This window comes from Labrys sedimenti, from assembly GCF_034424805.1.
GTDB lineage: Bacteria > Pseudomonadota > Alphaproteobacteria > Rhizobiales > Labraceae > Labrys > Labrys sedimenti.
This window is the reverse complement of sequence record NZ_JAXOUF010000004.1, coordinates 409,072-434,654: the sequence shown is the minus strand read 5'-3', so window position 1 is coordinate 434,654 and position 25,583 is coordinate 409,072. Positions and strand designations below refer to the sequence as shown.

General features: G+C 62.8%; 22 protein-coding genes. 10 read left to right on the top strand and 12 right to left on the bottom strand.

The window, feature by feature from the left end; genetic code table 11:
* Positions 1-61 precede the first annotated feature (61 nt).
* Positions 62-1,735 carry an aromatic/alkene/methane monooxygenase hydroxylase/oxygenase subunit alpha gene (locus U1R88_RS16930; RefSeq protein ID WP_202908554.1) on the bottom strand — a complete coding sequence of 558 codons (1,674 nt, stop codon included), beginning with the start codon at positions 1,733-1,735 and terminating at the stop codon, positions 62-64.
* Between the two features lie 525 nt (positions 1,736-2,260).
* Here U1R88_RS16930 and U1R88_RS16925 point away from each other — a divergent pair.
* The 4 genes from U1R88_RS16925 to U1R88_RS16910 are packed head-to-tail and all read left to right on the top strand — an operon-like array spanning position 2,261 to position 4,390.
* Positions 2,261-2,737 (top strand): hypothetical protein, encoded by a 477-nt coding sequence (locus U1R88_RS16925; protein WP_322432281.1) that lies wholly within the window; start codon positions 2,261-2,263, stop codon positions 2,735-2,737.
* Positions 2,734-3,075: a hypothetical protein gene (locus tag U1R88_RS16920; RefSeq protein ID WP_322432280.1), complete on the top strand. Its 342-nt coding sequence runs from the start codon at positions 2,734-2,736 to the stop codon at positions 3,073-3,075. The genes U1R88_RS16925 and U1R88_RS16920 overlap by 4 nt, the downstream gene beginning before the upstream one ends.
* Positions 3,072-4,181, top strand: coding sequence for a WD40 repeat domain-containing protein (locus U1R88_RS16915; RefSeq protein WP_322432279.1), 1,110 nt, complete (start codon positions 3,072-3,074; stop codon positions 4,179-4,181). Before U1R88_RS16920 ends, U1R88_RS16915 begins: the two co-directional genes overlap by 4 nt.
* Before the next feature lie 32 nt (positions 4,182-4,213).
* Positions 4,214-4,390, top strand: a complete 177-nt coding sequence (locus U1R88_RS16910) for a hypothetical protein (protein ID WP_202908555.1) — start codon at positions 4,214-4,216, stop codon at positions 4,388-4,390.
* A 45-nt stretch (positions 4,391-4,435) separates the two neighbouring features.
* Here U1R88_RS16910 and U1R88_RS16905 read toward each other — a convergent pair whose 3' ends face one another.
* Together U1R88_RS16905 and U1R88_RS16900 are read right to left on the bottom strand one after the other, a co-directional pair.
* On the bottom strand, positions 4,436-4,651 hold the full coding sequence (locus tag U1R88_RS16905) for a ribbon-helix-helix domain-containing protein (protein ID WP_322432278.1): 216 nt from the start codon (positions 4,649-4,651) through the stop codon (positions 4,436-4,438).
* A gap of 163 nt (positions 4,652-4,814) precedes the next feature.
* On the bottom strand, positions 4,815-5,867 hold the full coding sequence (locus U1R88_RS16900) for an NAD(P)-dependent alcohol dehydrogenase (RefSeq protein WP_068297724.1): 1,053 nt from the start codon (positions 5,865-5,867) through the stop codon (positions 4,815-4,817).
* Between the two features lie 218 nt (positions 5,868-6,085).
* On the opposite strand from U1R88_RS16900, the gene U1R88_RS16895 reads away from it, so the two are divergent.
* The gene (locus tag U1R88_RS16895) at positions 6,086-7,936 is read left to right on the top strand and encodes a sigma-54-dependent Fis family transcriptional regulator (RefSeq protein ID WP_322432277.1); all 1,851 of its coding nucleotides are present in this window, start codon (positions 6,086-6,088) and stop codon (positions 7,934-7,936) included.
* Between the two features lie 358 nt (positions 7,937-8,294).
* On the opposite strand, the gene U1R88_RS16890 is transcribed toward U1R88_RS16895, so the two are convergent.
* From U1R88_RS16890 to U1R88_RS16860, 7 genes are all read right to left on the bottom strand, one after another.
* Positions 8,295-9,290, bottom strand: coding sequence for a Gfo/Idh/MocA family protein (locus U1R88_RS16890; protein ID WP_322432276.1), 996 nt, complete (start codon positions 9,288-9,290; stop codon positions 8,295-8,297).
* Positions 9,287-10,168, bottom strand: coding sequence for a sugar phosphate isomerase/epimerase family protein (locus tag U1R88_RS16885; RefSeq protein WP_322432275.1), 882 nt, complete (start codon positions 10,166-10,168; stop codon positions 9,287-9,289). The genes U1R88_RS16890 and U1R88_RS16885 overlap by 4 nt, the downstream gene beginning before the upstream one ends.
* 47 nt (positions 10,169-10,215) lie before the next feature.
* The gene (locus U1R88_RS16880; protein WP_322432274.1) at positions 10,216-11,049 is read right to left on the bottom strand and encodes a carbohydrate ABC transporter permease; all 834 of its coding nucleotides are present in this window, start codon (positions 11,047-11,049) and stop codon (positions 10,216-10,218) included.
* Entirely contained in the window at positions 11,046-11,969 is a 924-nt protein-coding gene (locus U1R88_RS16875) for a carbohydrate ABC transporter permease (RefSeq protein ID WP_322432273.1), read from the bottom strand. Before U1R88_RS16875 ends, U1R88_RS16880 begins: the two co-directional genes overlap by 4 nt.
* A gap of 70 nt (positions 11,970-12,039) precedes the next feature.
* Positions 12,040-13,254, bottom strand: coding sequence for an ABC transporter substrate-binding protein (locus U1R88_RS16870; protein ID WP_322432272.1), 1,215 nt, complete (start codon positions 13,252-13,254; stop codon positions 12,040-12,042).
* A 34-nt stretch (positions 13,255-13,288) separates the two neighbouring features.
* Positions 13,289-14,290, bottom strand: coding sequence for an alpha/beta hydrolase (locus U1R88_RS16865; protein ID WP_322432271.1), 1,002 nt, complete (start codon positions 14,288-14,290; stop codon positions 13,289-13,291).
* Complete coding sequence (locus U1R88_RS16860; RefSeq protein ID WP_322432270.1) at positions 14,287-14,997, bottom strand: GntR family transcriptional regulator; 711 nt, start codon at positions 14,995-14,997, stop codon at positions 14,287-14,289. Before U1R88_RS16860 ends, U1R88_RS16865 begins: the two co-directional genes overlap by 4 nt.
* Before the next feature lie 132 nt (positions 14,998-15,129).
* Between U1R88_RS16860 and U1R88_RS16855 the strand changes: the two genes are divergently transcribed.
* Positions 15,130-16,200 (top strand): ABC transporter ATP-binding protein, encoded by a 1,071-nt coding sequence (locus tag U1R88_RS16855; RefSeq protein ID WP_322432269.1) that lies wholly within the window; start codon positions 15,130-15,132, stop codon positions 16,198-16,200.
* Positions 16,201-16,287: 87 nt separating this feature from the next.
* On the opposite strand, the gene hmpA is transcribed toward U1R88_RS16855, so the two are convergent.
* Positions 16,288-17,499 (bottom strand): NO-inducible flavohemoprotein, encoded by a 1,212-nt coding sequence (gene hmpA, locus U1R88_RS16850; RefSeq protein ID WP_322432268.1) that lies wholly within the window; start codon positions 17,497-17,499, stop codon positions 16,288-16,290.
* Positions 17,500-17,625: 126 nt separating this feature from the next.
* On the opposite strand from hmpA, the gene U1R88_RS16845 reads away from it, so the two are divergent.
* The 4 genes from U1R88_RS16845 to U1R88_RS16830 all read left to right on the top strand — a co-directional run bounded on the left by U1R88_RS16845 (position 17,626) and on the right by U1R88_RS16830 (position 24,762).
* Entirely contained in the window at positions 17,626-18,045 is a 420-nt protein-coding gene (locus U1R88_RS16845) for an RrF2 family transcriptional regulator (RefSeq protein WP_322432267.1), read from the top strand.
* 447 nt (positions 18,046-18,492) lie between these two features.
* On the top strand, positions 18,493-20,565 hold the full coding sequence (locus U1R88_RS16840; protein ID WP_082979494.1) for a hydantoinase/oxoprolinase family protein: 2,073 nt from the start codon (positions 18,493-18,495) through the stop codon (positions 20,563-20,565).
* 38 nt (positions 20,566-20,603) lie between these two features.
* Positions 20,604-22,688, top strand: a complete 2,085-nt coding sequence (locus U1R88_RS16835; RefSeq protein ID WP_322432266.1) for a hydantoinase B/oxoprolinase family protein — start codon at positions 20,604-20,606, stop codon at positions 22,686-22,688.
* A gap of 430 nt (positions 22,689-23,118) precedes the next feature.
* The gene (locus U1R88_RS16830; RefSeq protein WP_322432265.1) at positions 23,119-24,762 is read left to right on the top strand and encodes a purine-cytosine permease family protein; all 1,644 of its coding nucleotides are present in this window, start codon (positions 23,119-23,121) and stop codon (positions 24,760-24,762) included.
* A 122-nt stretch (positions 24,763-24,884) separates the two neighbouring features.
* Here the strand turns inward: U1R88_RS16830 and U1R88_RS16825 are convergent, their stop codons facing one another.
* Positions 24,885-25,556 (bottom strand): ANTAR domain-containing response regulator, encoded by a 672-nt coding sequence (locus U1R88_RS16825; protein ID WP_322432264.1) that lies wholly within the window; start codon positions 25,554-25,556, stop codon positions 24,885-24,887.
* Positions 25,557-25,583 lie beyond the last annotated feature (27 nt).

Sequence of the window (25,583 nt, the reverse complement as noted above, 5' to 3'; positions counted from 1 at the left end):
CGGGAAGGGGGCAAGCGGGCCCAGTGGAGGCCGGTTCCCGGCCTCCATGGGGTTCGTTTCGTCAGTTGAACGGCGTGATGGTGAAGCCAGCGCGGTACTCGGCCAGGTGCTTCTCGCGGTCGGCCGGGTTCATCTCACGCAGCAGCGTGAGCGGAGACTGCAGGGTGTGGCCGCGTACGTCGTCGAGCGTCCACATGTCCTTGCTGTCGAAGCGCAGATGCGGCTGCGGCACCAGGGTCTTGCCGTCGGAGCGCACGAAGTTGAGATCCTTGATGGCATCGGCCAGGTCCCAGCCGTGATAGAGCGTTTCCCATTCGCGCTTGCCGCTGAAGCGGCCCATCGCCGGGGTCGGGCGGCCCTGATATTCGTCGGAGAAAGCCTCGACGGCGGTCCAGCGGTCGAGTTCATGGGCGAAGGTGTGCAACTGCCCATCGATCTCGTCCACCACCATGTCCTCGCGGATCAGGCAGGGCACCAGGCAACTCCAGCAGCGATGGGGGTAGACGTAGCCAACCTGCTCGTTGAACACGAGAACCTTCTCGCCGCGGTGGCTGAGCTTGTCGTACCATTTCCAGAAATCGCCGAACTGGGCATACCAGCCGGGATATTTGTGCTCGAACCACTCGAAGTCCTGCTCGCGCTGGGCCTCGATACGCCAGAAGTTCACCGGCCAGCCCACCGCGAAGAACTGCGCCACCTTGTGGACATAGAACTTCTCGGTGATGCGCTTCCAGGCCGTCTGCACGTCGTCGTGGTGGATCTTGATGCCGTATTTTTCCAGCGGCAGCATGTAGGTGCGATAGTAATCCTCGAAGATCCAGCGGTGCCACATTTCCGCGTAGGATTCCTTGTTCTTGTCGCGATTGGTGGTGCCGTATTCGATGAAGGTGCCGATGGCGGCATCGACGATGGCGTGGTTCTGCCAGAAGGCGTAGCGCAGGTCGCGCTCGAGCAGCAGGTGGTTTTCCGGCTCCTTGAGGGCGGCCATCAGCAGGGAGTGGCCGTTGCCGATATGGCGGCTCTCGTCCGACTGCACCGAAAGGAACACCGTCGGCAGGGCATAGTCGCCATTGCGGGCGGCCTCGGAGGGCATGGCGACGAACAGCGTGTTGGTGAAGGCCGTCTCGGCGACGACGGTCAGGTACATGCAGGCCGCGGTCATGGTATCGCCGGTGATGAAACCTTCACCGAACTGGCGGCCGATCGTGGTGGCGTAGCACTTGCCGAAGGCCTCTTCGGTGATGTCGAAGCCGGCCGGATCGATATAGTTCTCCATGTACCACTTCTTCAGATTCATCTGAATGGTGGAATGGCGGAACTCGTCGACCATCTGCATGGTGAAGCCGGTGCGCAGGTCCTCGCCGGGCGCCAGCCTCGCCACCATCGCCATCGAGCGGGCGGCCGAGATTTCCGGGAAGGGAATGATGGCGAGGAAGAGCTTCATCCACTCCACCCAGCGCGGCTCGACATTGCGGAACATGTCGCCGCGCAAGGCAGCGTCCAGCGCGCCGTAGACGCGGTTGTCCTTTTCCTCCTGCATCGGGAAATAGGAGCGCAACACCTGCTTCATCGGATCGCGCGGCGCCTTGCTGATCTTGTAGTCCGTCGGGAAGGTCATCGCTTCCTGGACATAGGTCGGGTTCCAGCCGAGATCGGATATCTTCTTGGTCGCCTCGCCGACGGAAATGCCGCGCTGCGAGGTTATCTTGTTGAGCGTCAAAGACGTCATAGCCATGAGCCTCCACCAGATTGCGCCACGAACCCCCATGGTCCGGGCGGGGAGCGGCAGGTATCGCCGCCGATGAGTGCGGGCGGTCCGCCTGGAAGCATGGATGCCTCCATCCGGCCGCTCGAGTGGATCACGGCAAAGGTATCTGGAGCGGTGCTGAAAGCCCGGTGCGCGCTGCGCAAGGCACGCGCGCCATGGCATTCCGACCTTGGGTTCCCCATTCCTTCGTTCTTTTGGCATCGCGCCGAAACGCGATGGGCTTCTTATGGAGAACGATACAGCAAGGACCGTGCCAACTCGCGACAAGCTCTAAATTGTGCAGCTTCAGGCGTCCTGAATGGCGTTGATATTCGCGCGGACGTCATTGGTGTAACATTATTTTACAGCTGTAATTTACAAATGTAATGCTATTTATCTATTTTGATATTTAACACATTTATTGATATCATTGATATTAGAACTTATAGACAACTTACTTTCATGGGTTATCCTGTCGGCACTATGACAACCCAATCATTCGGGGTCATGCCGATGTCTTCTTCCGACGATCCTCGATCACCATCGGCTTTCGAGGGGCCGGGCGAGAGCGAGGTCATCACCGACCTGCTGCGGCTGATGCCGCGCGACCTGATCTTCTCCATGCGCTTTCTGGGCGAAAGCCAGTTGCGCCTGCAGCGCCATTTTCAGGCGTTCATGATCGCCGAGCTGACAAAGGCGGGGATTACGGAGGAAACCCATCCCCTGCTTCATGCCTTTGTGGAACGGCATGCCATCACGCTGCGCGACTTCGTCTTCTCGGGTGTTTCCCTGTCCCGGCAGTTTCGGGTGGAGGACATTGAACGCCTGACCGGCGATACCACTTGCCTGTTGCGCGTCGACATCTGGGACCAGCTCAGGAGCCATGTGGAGGCGGCGCAACGCCAGTTCAAAGCCCAGCTGCCGGAGCTGCCGAACCTCCTATCCGGCTGGGAAAGGCCGGAGGTCGTCGAGGAGAAGAGGCGGCCATGACCCATGCGAATCCCGAGCGTCAGGATCTGCTGACACGCCGGCTCGGCTTGGTTGCCGGTCTGTCCGCGCTCAATGCACAGGCCCTCAAGCTCACCCAGCTCCTCGCCGGCCTCGACATGGAGGTCCTGCGCCTCGAGCTGGCTTTGAAGCAAACACCGGCTGACGGGGAGTTGGCGCGGGAATTGCAGGACGAACTGCGAACGGCACACAAAAGCGCCGAAGCTGAGATCGAGCGGCAAAGCCAATGTGCCGAGCGCATCGAAACAGCCGAGCAGGAAATCGAGGCGCTCGATCGTCTGCTCCAGCAGGCCATGGAGCGGGAAGGGAGGACATCATGAATCAGCAAAGCAGACAGAACCCGACGCTGTTCGACCTGCTGGGACGCTGCTGGCAGCGACCCGCACCCGTCGCGAGCGTAAACTTCGATCGGCAGGGCAGTTCTGTCGCCTTCACGACCCTCGATGGGACGCTGGCCCTTGCTGCCGTGGCGGAAACGGAGGGACCGGAAAGCCGTATCCGGGTCAGTGGCGATCTCGGCCAGATGAGAATATTGCCGCGTACCAGTCCGCCAGTGCCCCTGACCGCGGTCGCAGTTGAGGAGGGCCAAGCTCCTCTTGTCGTTCCCTTCCATGCAGGCGGCTTCCTCGTCGGGACCGGCCATGGTGCGGTCAGGAGGGTTTCGGCGCAGGGAGACTTGAGCGAGGATTTCTTTCGTCTTGGCCTCTCCATCCGGGCGCTCGACCATGCGGTGCAATCGGGAATGACCGCTCTGTCGGACGGCGAGGAACTCTGCGTCCTCGACCAGGAGGCAAAAATCGTTGGTCGGTCGAGGGCGACACTTCCCGACACGAAAGCCCTCAAATTCTCCCCCGATGGCCGGTATCTGGCGGGATTGAGTGGAGAAAGCCTCGTCATCCTGGGGTTGGACGAAGAAATGCCGGTCGAAGGCGTGGTCACGCTGCCCTCGCGGCCAACGGGCCTCCATTGGAACGAGCAAGGCGATCGCATCGCCTGTGGTCTAGAAATTGGTGGCCTCAGCATCGTCGACGTCCCGCTTGGACGGACCGACACCATCCTCGACTTTCCCGCACCGGTGCGGGGGCTGGCCTGGGGCGTGGGAGGGCAGTTGGTGGCATCGGGTGCCTATCGCATCGCGGCCTGGGGCATGCCCGAAGCCGCCAGCCAGGCCTTGCTCACCGGGCATACCGGCCTGATCCTGGTGGAGGCGGTTGCCGCCCATCCCAGGCGCGATCTGGTCGCGGCCGGCTATGCCGATGGCCGCATCGTGGTGGCGCGGCTCGGCGGGCGCGACGAACTGTTCGTGCGGCCGTTCGGCGGCGCCGTCACTGCGCTGGCCTGGTCGGCGGACGGGCGCCATCTCGCCGTGGGCGATGCCGAGGGCCAGGCCGCATTGGTTACCTTCCCGCCTCAACTCTTCAAATAGACGCAGCAAAGCGCCCATCACAGGAGGACGACATGCCGACAGAGCAGACCCGCGAGGAAGAGAGCAAGGACCTGTTCTTCCAGAAACTGGAAAATCTCGCCCGTGAGATGATCGACACCCATGACAAGGATTTTGCCATGGGGGCCCTGATCCTGACGGCGCGCTGGATCGCCGAGGACCGGATCGTCAAGATCGCAAAGGCGAGTTGAGACGGTGGGTGAGGAGGCCGGAGCGATCCGGCCTCTCTCGGCGTATCAGCTCTCGGGCGGAATCATCCCGCGATAGAGCAGGCACACGGTGCGCAGGAGCGAAGCGAAGTTTGGCGCGGCGCCATGGCGTTCGAGTGCTTCCTCATAGAGCACCGAAATCAGGCGGGAGGTCGAGAGCCCTTCCCGCAGCGCCATTTCGTCGAGGACCTGCCAGAACGCCTCCTCCAACCTCACCGTCGTCGAGTGCCCGGCGATACGCATCGATCGGCTCGCCTTGCGAAAGTGGAGCGGGCTCTGACTTGTGAGGACCTTGCACATGGCTCGCCCTTTCAGCCTTGCCGCGCCCCTGCCGTCCCGGTCGCCCGGGTGCGGCAATGGGAGTGCCCGGCCCCCGCCGATCGGGGGGAGGCCTGGGCTTTTCTCTTTACGGAATGAGGACAGCGCGACCATGGATCCTGCCGGCGTTGAGATCCTGGAGAGCCTTGTTGGCATCGGCCAACCGGTATTCCACCGTGGTCAACTCGACCAGGCCGCGATCGGCCAGGGCCATGAGTTCGACGAGCTCGGCCCAGGTTCCGACCAGATTGCCGATGATGTTCTTTTCCGTGATGACCATGTCGACCGTGGGGACCCGGATATCCTCACCATAGCCGACGACGTAATAGCTGCCGGCCGATCGGGTCATGGCAAGGCCCTTGGCCGTGGTGCCCTTCTCGCCGACGAAGTCGATCACGGCTTCGGCGCCGGCCCCGCCGGTGAGCGCCAGCACGGCCTCCACCTCGTTGCCGTCGGCCTTCACCAGCTTGTCCGCTCCGATCTTGCCCGCAAGGGCCAGGGAGGCGTCGGACTTGTCGACCACGATGACGTCGGCGGCGCACATGGCCTTGAGGCATTGGATACCGATATGGCCGAGGCCGCCGGCGCCGATCACCACGCAGCTCTCGCCCGGCAGCAGATGGCGGGTCGCCTTCTTGGCGGCGCGATAGGCGGTCAGGCCCGCATCGGCATAGGGCGCGACTTCCTTGGGCGCGAGCGTCTTGGGAAGCGGGACGATGTTGCGCTCGGAGGTGCAGAGGAATTCCGCATAGCCGCCATTGCAGTCGAGTCCCGGAAAACGGCCCGGGCCGTGCATGTCCATGCCGCGGCGGCAGGCCAGGCAGGTCCCGCCGGAGATCTTGGGATGCACGATGACGGGATCCCCGACCTTGATGCCCTCGACCTCCTTGCCGATTGCTTCGACCCAGCCGGCATTTTCGTGTCCCATGATCAGCGGCAGCAGCTGGTCGCCATTGGGGTCCATGTGCGGGCGCCAGACACCCTCGATGATGTGGAGATCGGTGCGGCATACACCCGCTCCGCCGATCCGCACGATGACGTCGTTGGATTTCTCGATCCTGGGATCGGGAACTTCCTGGAGATCGACCCACTGGCCGGCTTTCAGGTCGTCGTCATAGCGGGTGAGTACTTGCGCCTTCATTGTCATTTCCTCCGCGAGCCCGGTCTTGTCCGTGCTTCGCAAGAGACATGGCAATCCGCATGCCAGGAAAAATATGCAAGCTATCTCAGTGTGTTGATTGAATCTTTGAAGCCGGTTCTGTCGTTGGGTTGAACATTTGCGGGGGCCGGGTGTCCAGTTCGCGTACAGCGCCCTCGGCATTGCGTCGCCGGCCGGAAGGCCAAATCGAGGAGTAGGTCATGCAGACCCAGTCGGGAATGGACCGGGCCCGAAATGCGCTCGAACGCGGCGATCGCCTGCCCGGCGGTACCCTGCCGGTGCCGATCGCCGAAAGCTGGCAGCGTTGCCGGGAGCTGGGTCTCGACCCCGGCCTCCAGCCCCGCGGCGAGGTGGTGCCGTTTGCGACGGTGACGCGTCGGCGCCAGAAAATGGAAGGCCTGCGCCGGTTGGCCCTCGCGGAGATGCAGGTTCTCTACGCCCAGATCGCCGGCTCCAATCTGATGATCGCGCTGGCGGATGCGACCGGCATGGTGCTCGACACCATCTCCGATCAGGCCTTCACGGAGAGCACGGCGGGGCGCGCCATCCTTCCCGGCAGCCTGTGGGACGAGGCACGGCGGGGCACCAATGCCCTCGGGCTGGCCGCGGACAGCAGCCAGCCCGTCGGCGTCTTCGGCCGGGAGCATTACTTCACCTGCCACGCCCATCTGAGCTGCATGGCGGCGCCCATCCTGGATTCACATGGACAGGTCCTGGGATTGCTCGATGCGTCCTGTGCCAATGAGGCGCGTCAGCAGCATACACATGCGCTGGTGCGCATGGCCGCGGCCCAGATCGAGAACGGGCTGATCTTCCAGGAATGCGCGGACAATTTCATCCTGGCCTTCCATCCGCGTGCCGAATATCTCGATACGCTATCGGCGGGATTGCTGGCCCTGTCGCGCGATGGTGTCGTCACGGCACTGAACCGTCCCGGCTCGGTCCTGCTGTCCGGCCTGCCGACCGGGGCGGGTGTGAGTTTCGACGCCCTGTTCGAGATACCCTTCGCCAGAGCGCTGGATGGGCTTCTGCGGGGAGGCGTCATTCCCATACGCGATGCGGTTGGCAGCCAGGTCCTGATGGTCTGTCGGCAGATCGCTCCCGGCCTGGCGGTCCGCAACCTGCGCCAGGGCTCGCGGGAGATGCTCCATGACAAGGTTGGCTCCGCGCCGGAGTTCGTCTGTGCGGACGAGGCGTTGAAGGCCGCGATGGCCGATATCGGGCAGGGCGTCGCCATGGGCATGCCCATTCACCTCACGGGCGAGACGGGCACCGGCAAGGAATTGATGGCACGCCATATCCATGCGGTGAGCGGCCGGTGTGGGGAATTCGTTCCCGTCAATTGCGGTGCGTTGGCCGAACAACTCTTCATTGCCGAGATCTTCGGCCATGAGCAGGGCGCCTTCACCAATGCCCGGACGGAGGGATCCATCGGGCTGGCCCGGCAGGCCGACGGCGGCACCTTGTTCCTCGACGAGATCGCCGATGTCCCGCTTTCCGCCCAGACGGCGTTGCTGCGTTTTCTCGATGCCATGGAAGTGCGGCCGGTGGGCGGACTGAAGATCCACAAGGTCGATGTCCAGATCATCTCCGCGACCAACCGCAATCTGGAGGAGATGGTGGCGGAGCGGGCCTTCCGGGCCGACCTGCTTTACCGTCTCAACGGTCTCGTCCTGCATCTGCCGCCCCTGTCTGCCCGCACCGACTTTGCGCTCGTGGTCAAGCACCTGTTGCAGGAACTGGCCCCGGGGCTGGCGATCACGGATGCTGCCATCGCGAGGCTGGCGCAGCGCACATGGCCCGGCAATATCCGGGAGCTTCGGAGCGCGCTCCAACGTCTAATCATGCGCCAGCAGGGAGCAGCCATCGACGAGGCCTGCTTCGTCGATGGTGTGGAAGATCTCGGTGACGTCTGCGCCGCCTGCCGGGACCGTGGCCTGGCACGCCGGATCTGCCGGGAGATCCGGGCGACATATCGCTCCTGCCGAAACGTCACGCATACGGCGCGCGTTCTGGGATTGTCACGGACGACGATATACAAGCATTTGTGAGCCGGGTGCGGAGTGACCCGCATTCGAAGCGCTCCGTGCGCATCGCCCTATCGAGGAGATGGCCCAGCGGCTTACAATCAGTGGCCTGGCTTGGTTCGATTCCAAGGGGCACTGCGATATCCAACGGCTGGGGGGCGTAAATTGCCGCCCCGATTATAATTTCGTTACTTCGGGCTGGATCATGACACCTCGGGTCAGCCATTGTGGCGGCCTGCAGCGCATCGGACCTGATCATGGAATTGGATGCGGTGTTCTGGATCGCCGAAAACAGGTGCCTGGGTCGTCGTCGATCCCTGGTTGGATCAGAGCCGCGAAAGGACCAACTGCCGGCGGTTGCATGCCAGATCCATTCTGGAGGTCATAGGGCGAGGGCCTTCCTGAGGGTTTCCAGCCTTTCCATGGCAATCACCCCGTCCCGAATGCTCGGGGCCGGGGTGTCTTCCCCCTTGAGTGCTGGTACGACATCGGCGAGGAGGGCATGGTAGCCCTTGAAATCCTCGTTGGCGGCGGCCGTGAAATTGGGTTTCCAGGTGAGGCTGTCCTGGCTGTCCGCCAGGGTTGCCGCGGCATCGGCCGTCTTGAAGGGGGGATCGCGATGCCAACGCACCTCCACCACGTCTTCGATCTCCAGGCGTTGGTGATCTCCCATCAGTTCGATGCGCTCGACGGGCGTACCCCGGGATTGAATCGTGCCCATCGCTATGGTGCCGATGGCGCCGCAATCGAAGTCCAGGGCGATATGGAAGAGTACGCGGCCTGGCGTCTTCTCCACCTTGCGCGCCGTCAGGGCGGTGACGGGTGAGACCAGGTGGGAGACGAGATCCATGTAATGCACGCAATGATGCAGGAAGAAGCCGGTATAATCGACGTTGCCGACAAAATAGCCGGGTGCCGTCATGTAGTAGCCGGTGAGACCGAGCACGGGGCCGAACCGGCCGGACTTCAAGATGTTATGCGCGATCTTGTTACCCACCGAATAGCGCTTCATGAAGCCGAGGAGCAGTGGCTTGCCGGCCTTCTCGGATGCTTGACGCAACAGGCGAGCCCCCTCGGCCGAACCAGAGGGGGGCTTTTCCATGAAAACGGGCAGGCCGTGCTCCAGCGCGGCCTTGCCGAAGGCGAGGTGCTGGTCGGGGCCGACGGCCATGCCGACCGCATCGATCCCGGGCGTGCGGATCAGCTCCATTGCATCGGTGAGCAGTGTCGAGACGCCGAACTGGCGGCCGGCATCGGCAAGGCGCTTGCCGTCGATGTCGCAAAGGGCTGCGATCTTCACGTCATGGCGCAGGAGTTGCGGCAACAGCATCTGGGTGGCGTGCACGCCACAGCCGATCCAGCCGATATTCAAGGTCATCTGCGAAATTCCGTCAGCGAGATGTGGGAGCGGATGAAGGAGGCGGAGGCGGCGAGGCGCTCGCTCTCGTCCTCATGGGGCGGGCGCCATTGCGCGAAGGGCACGCCGAAGCGATCGTCGTTGCGCCGGAAGGGCTCGAGCGAGATGGGCCCGCTATAGTCGATGTCATGCAGCGCGCGGCAGACGTCGACCCAGTCCGTGGCACCGGTTCCCGGAAAGCCGCGATGGTTCTCATTGGCCTGGAAATGCACGAGGAGCGATCCGGCAAGGCGGATGGCTTCGGAGATGGAGGCTTCCTCCATATGCATGTGGAAGGTGTCGAGCATCAGCCGCACGGCGAGGTGATCGACGGCCTGGAGCAGTTCCATCGCCTGCTGCGTGGTGCACAGCACGTCGCTTTCGAAGCGGTTCAGGGGTTCGACGGCGAGGGTGATGCCAAGACCGGCGGCATGGTCGCCGGCTTCCCTCAGGCCGACGACACAGCGCTGCTTGCGGGCGAGGCGCTCGGTCTCCGACACCGGCTGGGGTGCGCGGCCGGCAAAGACGAGCGGATTGCCCGTCAGGGGGCCACCCACCACTGTCGCGCCGAGCGCGGCCGCGCAGTCGGCGGCATATTTCAGATAGTCGATGCCGGCCCGGTGGCTGGCTGCATCCTCCGAGGACAGGTTGCGCTGCAGATTGACGCGAGCCGCCAACACCACCCCGAGGCCCGCGTCGGCCAGGGCTGCGCGGGCCGCCGCCAGGTCCATTTCTCCGGGCTCGGGCACCAGGAGCTCGACGAAATCGTAGCCGAGTTCCTTCATGCGGGCGAAGAGGGGAAAATGCTCGGCGGCAAAGGGCCGGGCATATTGCATCGATATCAGGCCGATAGGATTCATTGCTTGGCTTCACAGTTTGCAGAGGGCAGGCAGCGGTGCAGGCTTCGTCATCCCTTCACCGCTCCTTGGGTCAGGCCGCCGACCAGGCGTTTTTGCACGAGGAGAAAGAGCAGTGTCGCAGGCAGGGCGCCGACCACGCCGCCGGCAGCGAGCAGCCCCCATTCGATCTGGTATTCGCCGATCAGGGTCTGGATCGCCACGGTCACCGTGCGCACGTTCTTGCCGCCCAGAGTGAGCGCGTAGAGATACTCGTTCCAAGAGGTGATGAAGATATAGATGCCGGTGGAGATGATGCCGGGCATGGCTAGCGGCAGTACCACCCGGCGCAGAGCCGCCAGGCGCGAGCAGCCGTCGATCATCGCTGCCTCGTCGAGGCTTTTGGGAATGGCCGCCACATAGCTCGTCAGCATCCACACCGCGAAGGGAATGGCGACGGTCGCATTGGCCAGGATCAGGCTGAGATGGGTGTCGAGCAGGCCGAGCCGGCGCATCAGCACGAAAAGCGGCAGGATCAGCAGCACCACCGGGAACATGTTCACCAGCAGGAACTGCAGCATGATCGCCCGGCGGCCGAGGAAGCGGAAGCGCGAGAAGGCATAGGCGGCCGTGACCGAGACGCCGAGGCCGACGACCACCGTGCCGAGGGCGATGATCAGGCTGTGGCCCATATTGCCGAGGAAGGAAGTCTGCTCGAACAGGCGGGTGTAGTTGTCGAGGCTCCAGCCAATGGGCGAGAGCGAAACCCCACTCGCCGCAATGCGCTCGGACGGGGTAAGCGAGGTCAGGATCATCCAGGCGAAGGGCCCGAGCGCGAAGAGCACGATCGCTGCCACCGGCAGGTCTGTCGTGATGATGCGCCGGAGGGTCGATGGCTTGTTCATCGCTCGACCTCCTTCATGGTGCGGATGATGTAGATGGCGACGAAGGCTCCGAGCAGGACGGTGAAGGTCACCGCGACTGCCGTGCCGTAGCCGAAATCGAGGTTCTGGCGCGCCTTGATGAAGGCGTAGAGGGGGAGCGTATGCGTCGCGTAACCGGGACCGCCCCCTGTCATCACGAAGATGACGTCCATGGAATTGGCGACCCAGATCACGCGAAGCAGCCCGGCCGTGGCCAAGACCGGTGCAATGCCGGGCAGGGTGACGTTGACGAACTGGCGCCAGGGCGTGGCACCGTCGATGGAGGCGGCCTCGTACTGGCTGCGCGGAATGCCCTGCAGGCCGGCGAGGATCATCACGGCGAAGAAGGGAAAGCCCTGCCAGGTGAGCGTGGCGATCACGGCATAGAGCGCGACATTGGGATCGGCGAGCCAGGGCACCGCGCTCTGGATCAGATGCACGCTGAGCAGCATGTCGTTGAGCACGCCGGTGTTGGGATCGTAGATCCAGCGCCACATCAAAGCGATGACCACGCTTGGCAAGGCCCAGGGGATGATGATCAGGGCGCGGGCAAGGCCCCGCCAGGGAAAGTCGCGGTTGAGCAGCAGGGCGGCAACCAGGCCGAGCCCCATCTGCAGCGGTACCGTGAGGCCGATCCAGATCACGGTGTGCCAGAGCGCGGTCCAGAACACCGGATCGGCGAACAGCTTGATGTAGTTGCCCAGGCCGACGAATCTGGCGGCGTTGGGCTTCCACAGCACCAGATCGAACAGGCTCGTATAGACGGCCTCGATCATCGGGACGAAGACGACGACGAACACCACCAGCAGAGCCGGCGCCAGCAGGGCATAGGGCATCAATCGCGTCCGCAGGGGGACCGCGAATTCCCGATCGAGTTCGGAGGTGGACGAATGCAGCGACATGGCCCGGCGTCGTGGTGAGAGGAGAAAGAGGGGCTTTCTGCACGGGGCGCAGAAAGCCCGGCGCCCTTGCCTAATTTGCAAACAGCGTCTGCAATTGCTGCATCATCTGCTCGGGCGTCGCCGCGCCTGTCAGGGCCTGCTGCATGTTGGTCTGCCAGGCCGTGTTGACGAATTCGGTCGTGGCCGGGGTCTGCGGCAGCACCGAGGCGAAGGGCAGCGACTGCACGGTGGCATCCACGAAACGCCGCTGGTGCAGCGTCCAGTTGGCCGAGCCCGACTTGGTCACCGTCATCTGGCCCGTAGCCTTGTTGAACTCGACGTTGTTCTGTCCCTCCGCCAGGAAGGAGATCCATTTCCAGGCGGCGTCCTTCACCTGCGAGGAGGAGAAGATCGCCAGCGATTCATCGCCATAGGAGGTCCACTGCTTGCCGTTGCACGCCGGAGCGGGGACCGCCGAGACCTTGTCGCCCAGGGCTTTGACGAGATCGTTGGACGAGCCGACGTGGTGGATGGTCATCGCCGTCTTGCCGGCCTTGAAGGCCGCGATGATTTCCTGGAAGCCGTCATTCGGCGCGGAGGGCGGAATCGACTTGTCCTCCCGGAACATGTCGACCAGCCATTTGTTGGCGGCAATCGCTTCGGGCGTGGTCAGGCCGCCCGGCTCGAGCTTGGCGCCCTTGGAAAAGACGAAGGTGCCCCACTGGTCCCAGCCGCCCTTGCCGCCGCGCAGGCCGAAGCCATAGGTGTCCGGCGTCTTGGTGAGCTTCTTGGCATCCTCTCGGAATTCGTCGCAGGTCTTGGGCGGTTCCAGGCCGGCGGCCTTGAACAGGTCGGTGCGATAATAAAGATAGAGAACGACATATTGGATCGGCAGGTAATATTGCTTGCCCTCAGGTCCCTTGTTGAGGTTGAGGAGATTGTCGAGCAGGTCCGCCTTGCCCGGCCAGGCATCGATGCGTTCGCCGATCGGCTCCAGGGCTCCCATTTCGACGAGGCGGGGCTGGGCGAACAGCTTCACCATGGCGGCGTCGGGCGCATTGCCGCCGACGATCGCCGTGTAGAGATTGTCGTAATAGGAGTTCCACGGCACGTTTTCGGCTTCGACCTTGATGCCGGGATTGGCCGCCTCGAACTTCTTGATGAGATCGTCCATCGGGTTGGCCGGATTGTCGAAATGATACCAGAAGCGCACGGTCTGTGCCTTGGCGGCCCCGAGCATCATGCTGGCGCTCAGGGCGCAGGCGACACCGAGCGCCTTCAGCGTTTTCTTCAGTCCTGTCCTCATCGTCTCCTCCCGAAGATGTGTTTTGGGTGCCGGTTCAGGCCGGCTTGATCATTGACTTTGCCGCTTGAGCAGCGGTCTTGAGGGCGTTGCGGGCCGCGCTCAGCCCGATGCTCATCTGCAGAAATCCGTGCGTCACACCCTTGACGACGTGCATGTCGGCCGGCCGTCCCGCCGAGCGCAGGCGCGCTGCCAAATTGAGCGTATCCGACAAGAGCGGATCAATCTCCGCCGCCAGAAGGAAGAGAGGCGGCAGGCCACGCAGGGCCTCGTCACTGGCATGCAGGGGAGAGGCGAGCGCCGCCCGTCGTGCCTTCGGATGGGGCAGATACCAGTTCCAGTAACGCTGCATCCGCGCCGTTGTCAGGCCGGGCCCCTCGGCAAAGCGTCGATAGGAGGGGGTCTCGAAATCCGCGTCGTAGACGCCATAGAAGAGCAGGGCACCGTCGACGGCCTTGTATCCGCCGGCCTGTCCGTGAAGCATGGCGGCGAGGGCCAGATTGGCGCCGGCGGAGTCGCCAGCCAGCAGCAGCGGTCCTGGACGGATGCCGAGTGCAGCCGTGTGTTCGAAAACGCGGTGGAGACAGGCGATCACATCATGCAGCCCCGCCGGAAAGGGGTGTTCCGGTGCCAGGCGATAGTCCGGCAGGAGAACGGGCAGGCCGGTTTCGAGGGCGAGGACTCGGGCGCACCGTTCATGGGTCTGCGGGCTGCAGAAGGCAAAGCCGCCGCCATGGATGAAGACCAGGGCACCGTCTCCCGCCTGCGGTGGGATCAGCACCTTGACGCGGCAGTCGGCGGACGAGAGCGTCGGATCGGCAGGAATGACGATGTCGTCAGCAAAGGCCATTGCCGGCAGGTCACGGTTCCAGCGCTGGTTGAGTTGCGCGGCGAGGGCCCGGCCCTCGGCCGGTGGCAGCAGCGTCGTGTCGGGCTGCGGGCCGATTTCATCGTCGATGGCGGCCAGGAGACGTGCCAGTTCCGGATCGAGCCGACCGGTCAACTCTTCGACCTGCACATCGGGGATAGGAACGTTCATTGCCCCGCTCCCGGAAAGACGTTGGGCCCGAAATCAACGATGGTCGCGATGTGGTGCTCGAGGGAGGTCACGGCCGCGGCGCTGTTGCCGGCTTCGATTGCCGCCACCAGCGGCCGATGACGCTGGGCCGTCAGCACGAGATCGCGCTGGCCTTGCGTGCGCGAAATCTTGAAGCGATGGTTGTGGATCAGGCAGCGATGCAGGATCGGATCCAGGGCGGGCAGATCTGCATCGTGGAACAGACGGCGGTGGAAGTCGCGGTCGAAGGCGGCGAGCCCCATCTCGTCATCCTCCCGCGCGGCCTCCTCCATGGCCTCGACCAACGCCTTCAGATCGGAAAGCAGGCCGCGGCTGGGGTTGCGCAAGGCGCGCAGCACGCCGGCACATTCGATCTGCTTGCGGACGCGGAACATCTCGACGGCTTCGTCCGCCGTGCAGTCCGAGACCTGCGTGCCGCGATGGCCGCGCCGATGCACCAGCCCTTCCTCCTGGAGCTGCAGCAGGGCTTCCCGCACCGTGCCCTGGCTGCAGCCGAAACGGGCGGCAAGTTCCAGTTCCACCAGGGGTTCGCCGGGAGCGAGCTCGCCGAGCATGATGTCGTGCTTGAGGGCGTCGAAGGCGATCGCCGAGCGGGCGACAGGGCTCGGCCGGGCGCCCTTGGCGCGCAATGCCGGGTCGAAACGCCGAGATGCTGGCCGCTCGCTCATGCCTCCCCCTTGTGCTGGCGCCACCTTCCGGGTGTTCGCATGCCTCTTGCAATTATCATTATTGATATTGATAATTAGGTCAAGGGCTGGAAAGAAGCCTCGCTTGTCGCAGGCAGCATCGGGGAGAACGCAATGGCGGGCATTGGCCTCAGGAATATTCGCAAGTCTTACGGCACCCATACGGTGATCCATGGTGTCGACCTCGATATCGCCGAGGGCGAATTCCTGGTGCTGGTCGGTCCGTCGGGCTGCGGCAAATCCACCTTGCTGCGTATGGTCGCCGGGCTCGAAGAGATCACCGGTGGAGAGATGCGCATCGGGGACAAAGTGGTGAATGCGCTTGCGCCCGCAGAGCGCAACATCGCCATGGTATTCCAGGATTACGCGCTCTATCCGCATATGACGGTCGCCGAGAACATGGGGTTTGGGCTGCGCATGCGCGACCATAACGCGCAAATGATCGACCAGCGCGTGAGGCAGGCCGCCGAAACCCTGAAACTGGCGCCCCTGCTGGAGCGTCGGCCGGGACAATTGTCGGGCGGGCAACGCCAGCGCGTCGCCATGGGGCGGGCCATCGTTCGCGATCCCCAGGCTTTCCTGTTCGACGAACCGCTGTCCAATCTCGATGCCGGCTTGCGGGTGGAGATGCGGCTCGAAATCGCCAAGCTGCACCGGCGCATCCAGGCAACCACAGTCTATGTCACGCATGACCAGGTCGAGGCGATGACGCTGGCCGACCGTATCGTCGTGATGAATGCAGGCCGCATGGAACAGGTTGGCCCGCCGCTCGATCTCTATCACCGTCCGGCAAGCCTGTTCGTCGCGCGCTTCATCGGCAGCCCGACCATGAACACCGTGGAACTGAAGCTGAATGGCGATGGCGAACTGCCGATCGGCGGGGCCAGGATCGCCGTGCCATGGCTGTCGGGGGCAGCCGGGACCCCGATCATTCTGGGCATCCGGGCAGAGGACCTTTCACCCTGCGATGCCTCCCAGGCCTGGTTCACCGGCGAATTGGCGATGGTCGAACGTCTCGGCGGGCAGACTTTTGGCTACCTGGATACTGGTGGGAAACGCATGGTCACCGTCGAATTCCCGCGTCATAGCGCCGTGAAGGTAGGAGACCAGGTTTCGGTGAGGGGCGAGGCGAACGTGCTGCACCTTTTCGACGGAAAGAGCGGCAGGCGGCTGGAACCGGCCTGAATTGATTACCGGCCTGCCCGCCGCTATTGCGGCGGTTGAATGTCCTTGCCGATATCGACCGAAGAGAGTCCATCTGTAGGGAAGACCTCAGGCCGCGAGCAATTCGTCCGCCGGGCCGAAGAACTCGTAGTGGATGCGGTCGGATCGCACGCCTGCGAGCGACAGTGCCGAAACCGCCGCACGCAGAAAGGGCCTTGGTCCGCAAATATAGTAGTCTGCCTCACTGGCCGGGGTATTGGCGATCAGCCAGTTGTCCGTGATGAGGCCGGCGCGATCATAGTCGCGTCCGGCGGTTTCATCGGCGAGCGGCGTCTGGTGAAAATCGGTGACGCGCACCGCCTTGCCCCGGGAGGCAAGCGCCCGAACATGCTCGCGCATCGCATGGGTCTGGCGATTATGCGTCCCGTGGATGTAGTGGACAGGAACGTTGCTGCCGGCGGCGACCAGCGCCTCCAGCATCGCCACCATCGGCGTGAGGCCTACGCCGCCGGACAGGAGGACCACAGGGCGTTCCGGACGGTCGGCAAGAAAGAACTCGCCCGCTGGCGCCGCCACCTTGAGGATCGTTCCCGCGGCGGCGTGGTCGTGGAGCCATCCCGACGCAAGGCCGTGGGGCTCGCGCTTCACCGATATGCGATAGGTCTGCCCATTCGGTGCAGCCGAAATCGAATAATTGCGCTTGATCGGCGGGTGGCCGGGGATTTCGAACCAGAAGGTGAGATATTGCCCTGCCTTGTGGTGCATGACGCCCTTGCCATCGGCCGGCCGCAGCACGAAGGATTTGATGACGCTGCTTTCGCGCACCACGTTCTCCACGCGAAAGTCGCGCCAGCCGTTCCAGCCGCCGATGGCATTCATCTGCTCGGCATAGATGCGTTCCTCGCGGGCGATCAGGATATGGGCAAGGAACCAGTAGGCCTCTCCCCATGCGGCGAGGATTTCGTCGGTCGCGGCATCCCCCAGCACGGCCTTGATCGCACCCAGCAGGGCATCGGCGACATGGGGGTAGTGCTCGGGCAGGATCTGGAGCCCGACATGCTTTTGCGCGATCCGCTCGACTGCAGGCACGAGCGCGCTCAAATTGTCGATGTTGCTGGCATAGGCAAGGATGGCACCGGTCAGCGCGCGCGGCTGCGATCCCGCATCGCCATGATGGGACTGATTGAACAGATCCCGAATGTCAGGGTTCCTGAACATGCGCGAATACATTTCGTGGACGATGTCGAGGCCGTGGGCCTCGAGGGCGGGAACTGTGGCTTTGACGAGCGCGATGGTTTGCGCACTGAGCGGCTGCGGCATGACATCTCCTGTAATTTGGAGGCTTTCGGGACAGGGTTTGATCGAGACAAAACATGTATTCTGGACGCATCTATACCGGCGAAATAAAACATGCAACAATGATGCATATTTTTTTGGAGCAAATCGGTGCGATTGACGCGCTACACCGACTACGCCATGCGCGTGCTGCTGTACCTTGCCAGGAAGCCGGACACGTTATGCTCGATCGGCGACATGGCGCGCGCCTATGCCATCTCGCAGAACCATTTGATGAAGGTCGTCAACGATCTGGTAAATGCGGGCTATCTGGAAAGCGTGCGCGGCCGCCATGGCGGCATACGCCTGGCCAAGCCCGCTGCCGACATCAATGTCGGCGCCCTCGTCCGTCATACCGAGGACGATTTTGACCTGGTCGGCTGCGGTTCCTGCATCATCGCGCCAGCCTGCGGTCTCACAAGCGTGCTGGACGAAGCGCTGCAATCGTTCCTGGCGACACTCGATCGCTATTCCTTGGCGGACATCGTCGCCCGCAAAGGCGATTTCGGCTACCTGCTGAGAGCCTCGTAAGACAGCGGGCTTGCCCCGCCTTTGTAACAATCCTCGCGTCGACCGACCAGAATCCCAAAGGCGAGCCCATTCTCGGAGGCCGGCCGGGAGAGCGAGGTCTGAAGTGTCCCGCGGGGGGCTTGGAGGCTCATTCCGAGGCAGGACGCTCACGGACGTCTGGGCAGAGCTTTTTTCAAGCTCATCGCCTCTTCCGGCCCCACTTATCTTCGCAAACGGGGAGTCTTCGGCCCAAGCCAGAGATCCGTAAAAAAACGTTTGGCGAATTCAGTATTTTGTGCGTATGCTACCAGTTACGTTCAACAGAGAACGCGGTCACGGCACGTTGCGCAGCGCGCAGTAGGTACTGTGCGTGACCATCCCCCCAAACATAAAAGATAATCGTACAGCACGACATGCGTTGTGCTGTCCGGATCACACTGTCCAACGTAAATCTGGAGGAGTCCGCCTATGAATATAGACGGAAGACTGAGCAGCTATGCGTCTAATGGGTCACGTGTTCGAGTTGCCATAGACGTTGGAGGAACATTCACCGACGTTTTCATTCTGGACTCCAACGGCAACCAGACCGTTGCAAAAGTCCCAAGCACATCCAATCCGATTGATGCCGTCATGAATGGCGCTGCCGCGGCTCGGATCGATTGGCATGACGTGGAACTGTTTACCCACGGCACGACGATCGCCACCAATGCGCTGATAACCCGCAATTTCAAGCCCGCGGCAATGGTGACGACCAAGGGTTTCCGCGATGTTCTCGAAATCGGGCGCGGTACCAGAGAAGACCCCTGGGATGCCTACAAGGAAGGCACTCCGCCCTATGTTCGCCGGCGCGATCGTTTCGCCGTTACCGAACGCATCAACTATCGCGGCGAGGTCATCGAGCCATTCAACGAGGCCGAGGCTCGCGAAGTAGCGCGCATCCTGCACAAGCGGAAAGTGACCGCTGTCGCAGTGTGCTTCATCAACGCCTATGTCAACGGCGCTCACGAACTGCGAATGGCCGAAATTCTTGCCGAAGAGCTCGGGCCGGATGTCGCAATCACGACCTCGCACGAAACCCATCCGGAGATCTTCGAGGACGACCGGTTTTCCACGACGGTCGCCAATACGATCCTGGCGCCGATCATCCGGCCCTATGCGCGCGATATCGACCGCAGAACCACTGAGGCCGGGTATGAGGCCGACGTGCTGCTCCTGCATTCCGGCGGCGGCGTGATAACGCCGGCGACGGCGGAAAAATATGCGGCGCGGCTTGCGGCTTCAGGCATCGCGGCAGGAGCGATCGCGAGCAGGCATTTCGCCGGCCTGTGCGGCTACAAGAATGCAATCGGCCTGGATATGGGTGGAACATCGGCCGATATTTCGCTCGCAGCAGACGGCCATCTGCGGATGACCGACAAGTGGGAGGTCGACTGGGGCCACCCGATCTGCTTCCCCTCGGTCGAGGTTCTCACCATTGGCGCAGGTGGCGGCTCGCTCTCCTGGCTCGACAAGGCCGGGTCGCTGCGTAACGGCCCGCAATCGGCCGGCTCCGTGCCCGGTCCCGCCTGCTACAAGGCCGGGGGCACCGAACCGACCAACACTGATGCGAACATCATCCTGGGACGCGTTGGTACCGAACTGGCAGGTGGCACGATGAAGCTCGATCGTGATGCCGCCCTGGTGGCAATGACCAAAATCGCCGAGCCGCTCGGGCTCAATGTGATCGAGGCCTCGCTCGCCACGCTGCGGGTCGCAAACGCCAATATGGCCGATGCAGTTCGCCTGATCTCCATTGCCCGGGGCCACGATCCGCGTGATTTCGCGCTGGTGGCCTTTGGAGGTGCTGGCCCCCTGCACGGCGTCGACATCGCGCGCGAGCTCAACATTCCGGTCGTGGTGGTGCCGCCAAACCCCGGCGTGACCTCCGCAGTCGGCTGCATGCTCGTCGATGTCCAGCACGACGTGACCCGGATGTTCTTCAAGGATGCCGTCGAGGCCGATCCGGCCGACATCGAGGCGGCGTTCAGGGAGATCGAAGCCGAAGGGCGCCAGCGACTTGAAACCGACGGCGTCGACGAGAAGGACATGACGTTCCAGCGTCTCGTCGACATGCGCTATCGTGGCCAGTGGCGTTCGCTGGCGGTGCCGGTTTCCGGCCAGATCAAATCGATGAAAGAGGCGATCGCGATCTTCCACAACGAATATCAGAAGGCGCACAACTTCCGGCGTGAGGACTTTCCGGTCGAAATCTATCGTCTGACCGTTCGCGCCATCGGCGTCACCCCCAAACCCTCCTTCCCGAAAGTCAAGATCGACAAGGATGCCCAGGCGACGCCCAAGGGAACGAGGCAGGTCTGGTTCCACGGACAGGCCGAGGCGATGACCACCAACCTCTATGACCGCGATCATCTGGCGGCCGGGGTCACGATCAAGGGACCCGCCGTCATCGACCAGCTCGACTCGACCACCGTCATCCCGCCGGACTGCGTCGCCCATATCGACGAGTGGCTCAACATCCAGATCAAGCTCGACGCCGCATAAGCGATGCCAGGCATAGGAACATGGAGAGGAAGAACAGCATGAGCAACTCCGACAAATATGCAGGGCTGTCCGACAAGGGCATCCAGCATCCGCCCCTCCCTGCGGATCGGAAGACGGTGTTCAAGACCACACTCGACCCGATCACATTCGAGGTTCTGCGCAACGCCTTCGTCAACATCGTCGACCAGATGGCCGAGCAGCTGCTGAGAACCTGCTATTCGTTCGTGATCTACTGCCGCGACTTCTCGTCGGGGCTGAGCGATCCCCAAGGCAACCTGGTGATGCAGGGAACAGGCGACATCGCCGCGCATGTGGGAACGCTCCACTATACCTGCAAGGCGGTGATCGAGGCGTTCGGCGACGACATCCACCCCGGCGACGTCTTCATCATCAACGACCCGTTCCGCGGCGGCAGTCACTTCAACGACACGCGGATCCTGCGCCCGATGTTCTACAAGGGCGAGTTGATCGGATACTCGCAGGCGAATGGCCATTGGGCCGACATGGGGGGCGCAGCGCCGGGGTCCTTCAACATCACAGCGCTCGACCACATGGGCGAAGGGCTGCGCATCACGCCGGTGCGTGTCTGGAGCAAAGGCGTCTGGCTCGAAGACGTGGCCCGCATGATCGCCGCCAATACGCGCAACCCCGGCGATGTCATTGGTGACATGCAGGCGCAGGCCGAGGCGACCGCCGTCGCCGAACGCGAGATCATCAGGCTCTGCGAAAAATACGGCGTCGAAACGATCAAGACCGCGTTCCAGGAGGTGCAGGACTGGGTGGAAGTGCTCATGCGCGCGCGTCTGGCTGAGCTGCCGGACGGCACCTGGTACGCCGAGGACTATATCGATCAGGATCCCAAGCTTGAGGAGGGCCTGATCCCGATCAAGATCAAGTTCACGATCGATGGCAATCATGCGCATTACGATCTGTCGGGATCGCATCCGCAGATTTCCACCTTCCTCAACGCGGCCTATGGGGGTTCGTTCGCGGGTATCGTGGCGGGAACCAAATATCAGTTCCCGGACCTGCCGCTGAACTCCGGCCTCTACCGAGCCGTGACGGTGAATGTGGGAGAGCCGGGGACCGTCGTCAACGCCGATTGGCCGAGCCCCTGCGCCGGCTTTTGTTCAGGCCCGTTCGAAAAGCTGATGAACTCGGTGTTCGGCCTTTGGGCCGAGATCCTGCCTGAACGCACCATGGGTTGCGCCTTCAATCTCGAATATCTGCTGGTTGGAGGGCGCGACACCAGGATCAAAGGGCGTCCCTATTTCATGTGGTATGACTGGATGGCAGGAGGCTGGGGCGGTCGCAACGGCCGAGACGGCTTCAATGCCACGGCCCCGGTGTTCGGCGCGCAATATGGCATCCAGCCCCTCGAGGGCCAGGAGCGCCTCGCTCCCGTGCTGACGAAATGCCATGATTTCGTTCAGGACTCGGCCGGTCCCGGGGAGTCCCGAGGCGGGCTTGGCGCCGAGAAGGGGGGCTCCGTCTTCGAGGGCGAGCGCATCGTGGTGTCCTATTGCTGCGATCGCGAGCGCTCCGTCACATGGGGTATGTGGGGCGGCCTGCCCTCGATCCCGCACGGCGTCTGGCTCAACAAGGGGACGGAGAAGGAGCGCTATCTCGGGTCCATCTTCTCCAACCTGCCGATCGAGCTGGACGACGTGTTCACGCGCCCATCCGCCGGTGGCGGCGGCGTCGGCGACCCCTTGCTGCGCGACCCGCAACTGGTTTGCGAGGACGTGGCCGACGAATATGTCAGCCTTGAGCGCGCGCGGATCGACTATGGTGTCGTCATCAGGGTGATCGACCGCGACCTGGCCCAGTACGAGGTCGATGTCGAGGCAACCGAGAGGGAGCGCCAGCACATCGCCGCGGCTCGCCTGGGCTGGCTCGATGCGGATGCCGAGACGATTGCCGCGGACTATCGCGCCGGAAAGCTCAACGAGATGGATTGCGTCCGGCAATATGGCGTGATCCTCGATTGGGGTGATGGCACCCTCCTGCCCAACACGACCAGTCAGTTTCGCCAAATGCTCAAGCGCAGGGTCGTGCCCTATTGGGGCAAGACGCTGGCGGTCCTGGGCCAGGAAGCGACCCAAAGATCCCGGGCTGCCTGAGGCGACCGCGGAGGGGAGGCGGAGCACGGAACGCTCCGCCTCCGCACTGGAGCAAAGCGCGTTTAGACCCAACCGCTGCATTGCCCTCACTCTTTGGTTCGACGCGTCTTTGCGGTTCTTGGTGATTCCACCAGATCGCAAAACGCTTTAGTGCCGCTCCTTGGGGCGGTCTGCAGTCGCGCTGGGTTGGCTGGGAACGCCAACGCCATCGTGTTCAGGGCAACGCGCACATCTTCGATGATATGGGCTTCCATCGCTTCGCCTTCTGCGCGAGCAGGCCCGCGCATGCACCTGCTGAAGGTAGTTCTCGCGTGTAGGGAAACAGCCAGCCGCGCCAAGAGACGGTTGGAATTTCACATCCTGCGGACCGGCCACTGATCCCTGGTTCCCCAGCCGTCATTGGTGCGACCGCGACCACAGAGGGGACATCATGGACCAAGCCAGTAGCGTTCCAAAACCTGACATCATCTACCAGGACGAGCCTGGAGTCTTGCGCCAGGCGGCCGCCGAGGATTTCTCTTTGCATATCGTGCCGCCGACCTGGCGTAGCTCGCGATTTTCGCTTGCGATGGCCTGGTTCGGCCTGATGAGCGCCATGTTCTGGGTCGTCGTCGGCAGCACCGTCGCATTGTCGGTCGGCACGGTCGATACGCTGATCGGCATTGCGCTATCGACCGTGGTCTACGGCGTTCTGTGCAATGTCGCCGCCCGCTTTGCGGCACGAAGCGGTACGAATGTGGCGCTGTTTTCCCGAGCGGTTTTCGGGCAGGTCGGCGCAACGTTCGCCGCGCTGCTGTTCGGGGTGACGATCACCTATTACGCCATTGCCGAGGGCACCATCGTTGCGATCGCTCTTCAGGACTATTTCGGCGGACCGATGAGCCTGTGGTATTTCATCGTCTGCTGCTACAGCGCCCCTCTGGTCATGCGCGGCGTCCGCACCTGGCTGGACCGGATCAACGGGGTTTTGCTTCCTCTCTATGTCCTTGGCCTCATCGCCTGCGTCATCTGGGCGATCGTTACACATGGATATTCAAACAACTGGCTGACTCATCTTCCAGCAAAGAGCGCCGACATGGGTGTTCCTGGCTGGTGGTTCGCCTTCACGGTCTATATGGGCGTGTGGGTCGTGGTGATGATGACGTGGGACGTAGCCCGCTTCGGCCGCAAGGAGGATGCGATTGCCAACGGCAATACGAGCTTCGGCATTCCCTTCTATGTCGTCACACTGCTGATCAACGGCGCAGTCGGGATCTTCATCGCCGAGACCATTCCGATCGTGGGGCCGTTGTCGGAGACGTCGGCGATCATTGGCATCGTGGCGCTAATGGGGCCTTTCGGCGTGCTTCTGGTCTGGGTCAGCCAGACCAGGATCAACACGATCAACTTCTATCTTTCATCCACCAACATGCAGAACTTCTTTGCGCGGGCATTCAAGATCTCTTTGCCCCGCACCGTGTGGGTGGCGATCATGTCGGTCGTGATCTTCCTGGTGATGCTCACCAATGTCTTCGGCTACCTGCTGCAGACGCTGCAGTTCCAGGGCGTGATCATCGTCGCCTGGGTTGGCGTTGCCATGACCCATGTCGGCTGGTGCTATCTGCGCGGGATCAAGGCCGACATGCTGGAGTTTCGTCCCGGCCGGGTTCCGCTGGTCAACCCGGGCGGACTCGGAGCCTGGGTGGTGGCATCGGTAGTCGGCTGCCTGCTCCTGGTATTCGGCGGCAGCTTCGGCGGCATCTGGGCACCGCCGATCACCCTTGCGATAGCCGTCGTCATCTATGCGGCGTCTCTGGGGATCGCGCGCGCGAACTGGTATATCGTGGAGCGGCCGCACGACCCCAGACGCGAGGTCGACGATCCCTGGACCGCAAGGATCCGCTGCAGTCATTGTTCCCAGGCCTATATTGCCCACGAAATGGATCGCGACCCATCATTCCGTCATGAACCGATTTGCCTGGCATGTGCCTCCGACCGCCGCGAATTCCTGGTGGCAGCCCGGGCGGAGGCGAGAACCTATGTCGGGAACTGCGAGCCGGTCATGCTCGACTCCAGGCGCAGTTCGGCAACGTAGAACACCATTGCGGGCTGCGCCTTCGGTGCAGCCCGGCTTGCATGACCGCCCTGTCTCAGGCGTCGCCAAGGCGGCATCTTCGATAGATCTCGCCAGAGCCGGTCGGGCTGTGCCCGCATTCGTCATGGAAGTTCAGGATCGCACCATTCCCTGGGGGATGCCGGCAGGTCCTCATCGTCGCTCCAATCGAGGGCGCTCAGGATTTCCCCGGAAACGACCTCCACCGTGGTTCGCCGTCTCATCGCCAAATGGCGCAGCATGCCATAGGCTTCCTGCTCCGAACGGCTGTTTGTAAGCATCATCGCGAGCTTGGCGCGTTCGATCGTGCGGCAGGTTTCGAGCTTGGCCTGCATGCGGAGCAGGTTTGCGCAAAGCCGCTTTTCGCGCCGGAAATTATTCACCGTCACCAGGAGATTGGTGAGAATCCCGAAGGGTCGGATCGGCAACCCGATGACGGCATTCGCTCGAATTCGCAGCAGTCTGTCGATCGCGAGGGGATTTTCATAGTCGATCACCCCGATCAGGACCGCAGGGGGATCGTCGGCCTGCCATTCAAATGTCAGCTTGTGTTCTATGATCTGGTCGAACATTGCGAAAACGATATCGATGTTCTCGAAAGTGCTCGGCGGTGGCCAGATTTCTTCCACATGACAGCCGATCCGCATGAGATGAGACCGTAGAGCCGCGCCTTCGCTGTTCTTCGGCTGGACGAGCAGGACACGCAAGGATCGCAGGTCCTTGACCGAAACCATCTGATCCCTGTCCTTGCCACTGGAGGAATGGGAACCCCGCATGATCAGATCCTCTCACCGGCATCCGTT

Coding starts and splice junctions, on each gene's coding strand:
- U1R88_RS16930 (WP_202908554.1), bottom strand. CDS start 1,735: ATGGCTATGACGTCTTTGACGCTCAACAAGATAACCTCGCAGCGCGGC.
- U1R88_RS16925 (WP_322432281.1), top strand. CDS start 2,261: ATGTCTTCTTCCGACGATCCTCGATCACCATCGGCTTTCGAGGGGCCG.
- U1R88_RS16920 (WP_322432280.1), top strand. CDS start 2,734: ATGACCCATGCGAATCCCGAGCGTCAGGATCTGCTGACACGCCGGCTC.
- U1R88_RS16915 (WP_322432279.1), top strand. CDS start 3,072: ATGAATCAGCAAAGCAGACAGAACCCGACGCTGTTCGACCTGCTGGGA.
- U1R88_RS16910 (WP_202908555.1), top strand. CDS start 4,214: ATGCCGACAGAGCAGACCCGCGAGGAAGAGAGCAAGGACCTGTTCTTC.
- U1R88_RS16905 (WP_322432278.1), bottom strand. CDS start 4,651: ATGCGTATCGCCGGGCACTCGACGACGGTGAGGTTGGAGGAGGCGTTC.
- U1R88_RS16900 (WP_068297724.1), bottom strand. CDS start 5,867: ATGAAGGCGCAAGTACTCACCCGCTATGACGACGACCTGAAAGCCGGC.
- U1R88_RS16895 (WP_322432277.1), top strand. CDS start 6,086: ATGCAGACCCAGTCGGGAATGGACCGGGCCCGAAATGCGCTCGAACGC.
- U1R88_RS16890 (WP_322432276.1), bottom strand. CDS start 9,290: ATGACCTTGAATATCGGCTGGATCGGCTGTGGCGTGCACGCCACCCAG.
- U1R88_RS16885 (WP_322432275.1), bottom strand. CDS start 10,168: ATGAATCCTATCGGCCTGATATCGATGCAATATGCCCGGCCCTTTGCC.
- U1R88_RS16880 (WP_322432274.1), bottom strand. CDS start 11,049: ATGAACAAGCCATCGACCCTCCGGCGCATCATCACGACAGACCTGCCG.
- U1R88_RS16875 (WP_322432273.1), bottom strand. CDS start 11,969: ATGTCGCTGCATTCGTCCACCTCCGAACTCGATCGGGAATTCGCGGTC.
- U1R88_RS16870 (WP_322432272.1), bottom strand. CDS start 13,254: ATGAGGACAGGACTGAAGAAAACGCTGAAGGCGCTCGGTGTCGCCTGC.
- U1R88_RS16865 (WP_322432271.1), bottom strand. CDS start 14,290: ATGAACGTTCCTATCCCCGATGTGCAGGTCGAAGAGTTGACCGGTCGG.
- U1R88_RS16860 (WP_322432270.1), bottom strand. CDS start 14,997: ATGAGCGAGCGGCCAGCATCTCGGCGTTTCGACCCGGCATTGCGCGCC.
- U1R88_RS16855 (WP_322432269.1), top strand. CDS start 15,130: ATGGCGGGCATTGGCCTCAGGAATATTCGCAAGTCTTACGGCACCCAT.
- hmpA (WP_322432268.1), bottom strand. CDS start 17,499: ATGCCGCAGCCGCTCAGTGCGCAAACCATCGCGCTCGTCAAAGCCACA.
- U1R88_RS16840 (WP_082979494.1), top strand. CDS start 18,493: ATGAATATAGACGGAAGACTGAGCAGCTATGCGTCTAATGGGTCACGT.
- U1R88_RS16835 (WP_322432266.1), top strand. CDS start 20,604: ATGAGCAACTCCGACAAATATGCAGGGCTGTCCGACAAGGGCATCCAG.
- U1R88_RS16830 (WP_322432265.1), top strand. CDS start 23,119: ATGGACCAAGCCAGTAGCGTTCCAAAACCTGACATCATCTACCAGGAC.
- U1R88_RS16825 (WP_322432264.1), bottom strand. CDS start 25,556: ATGCGGGGTTCCCATTCCTCCAGTGGCAAGGACAGGGATCAGATGGTT.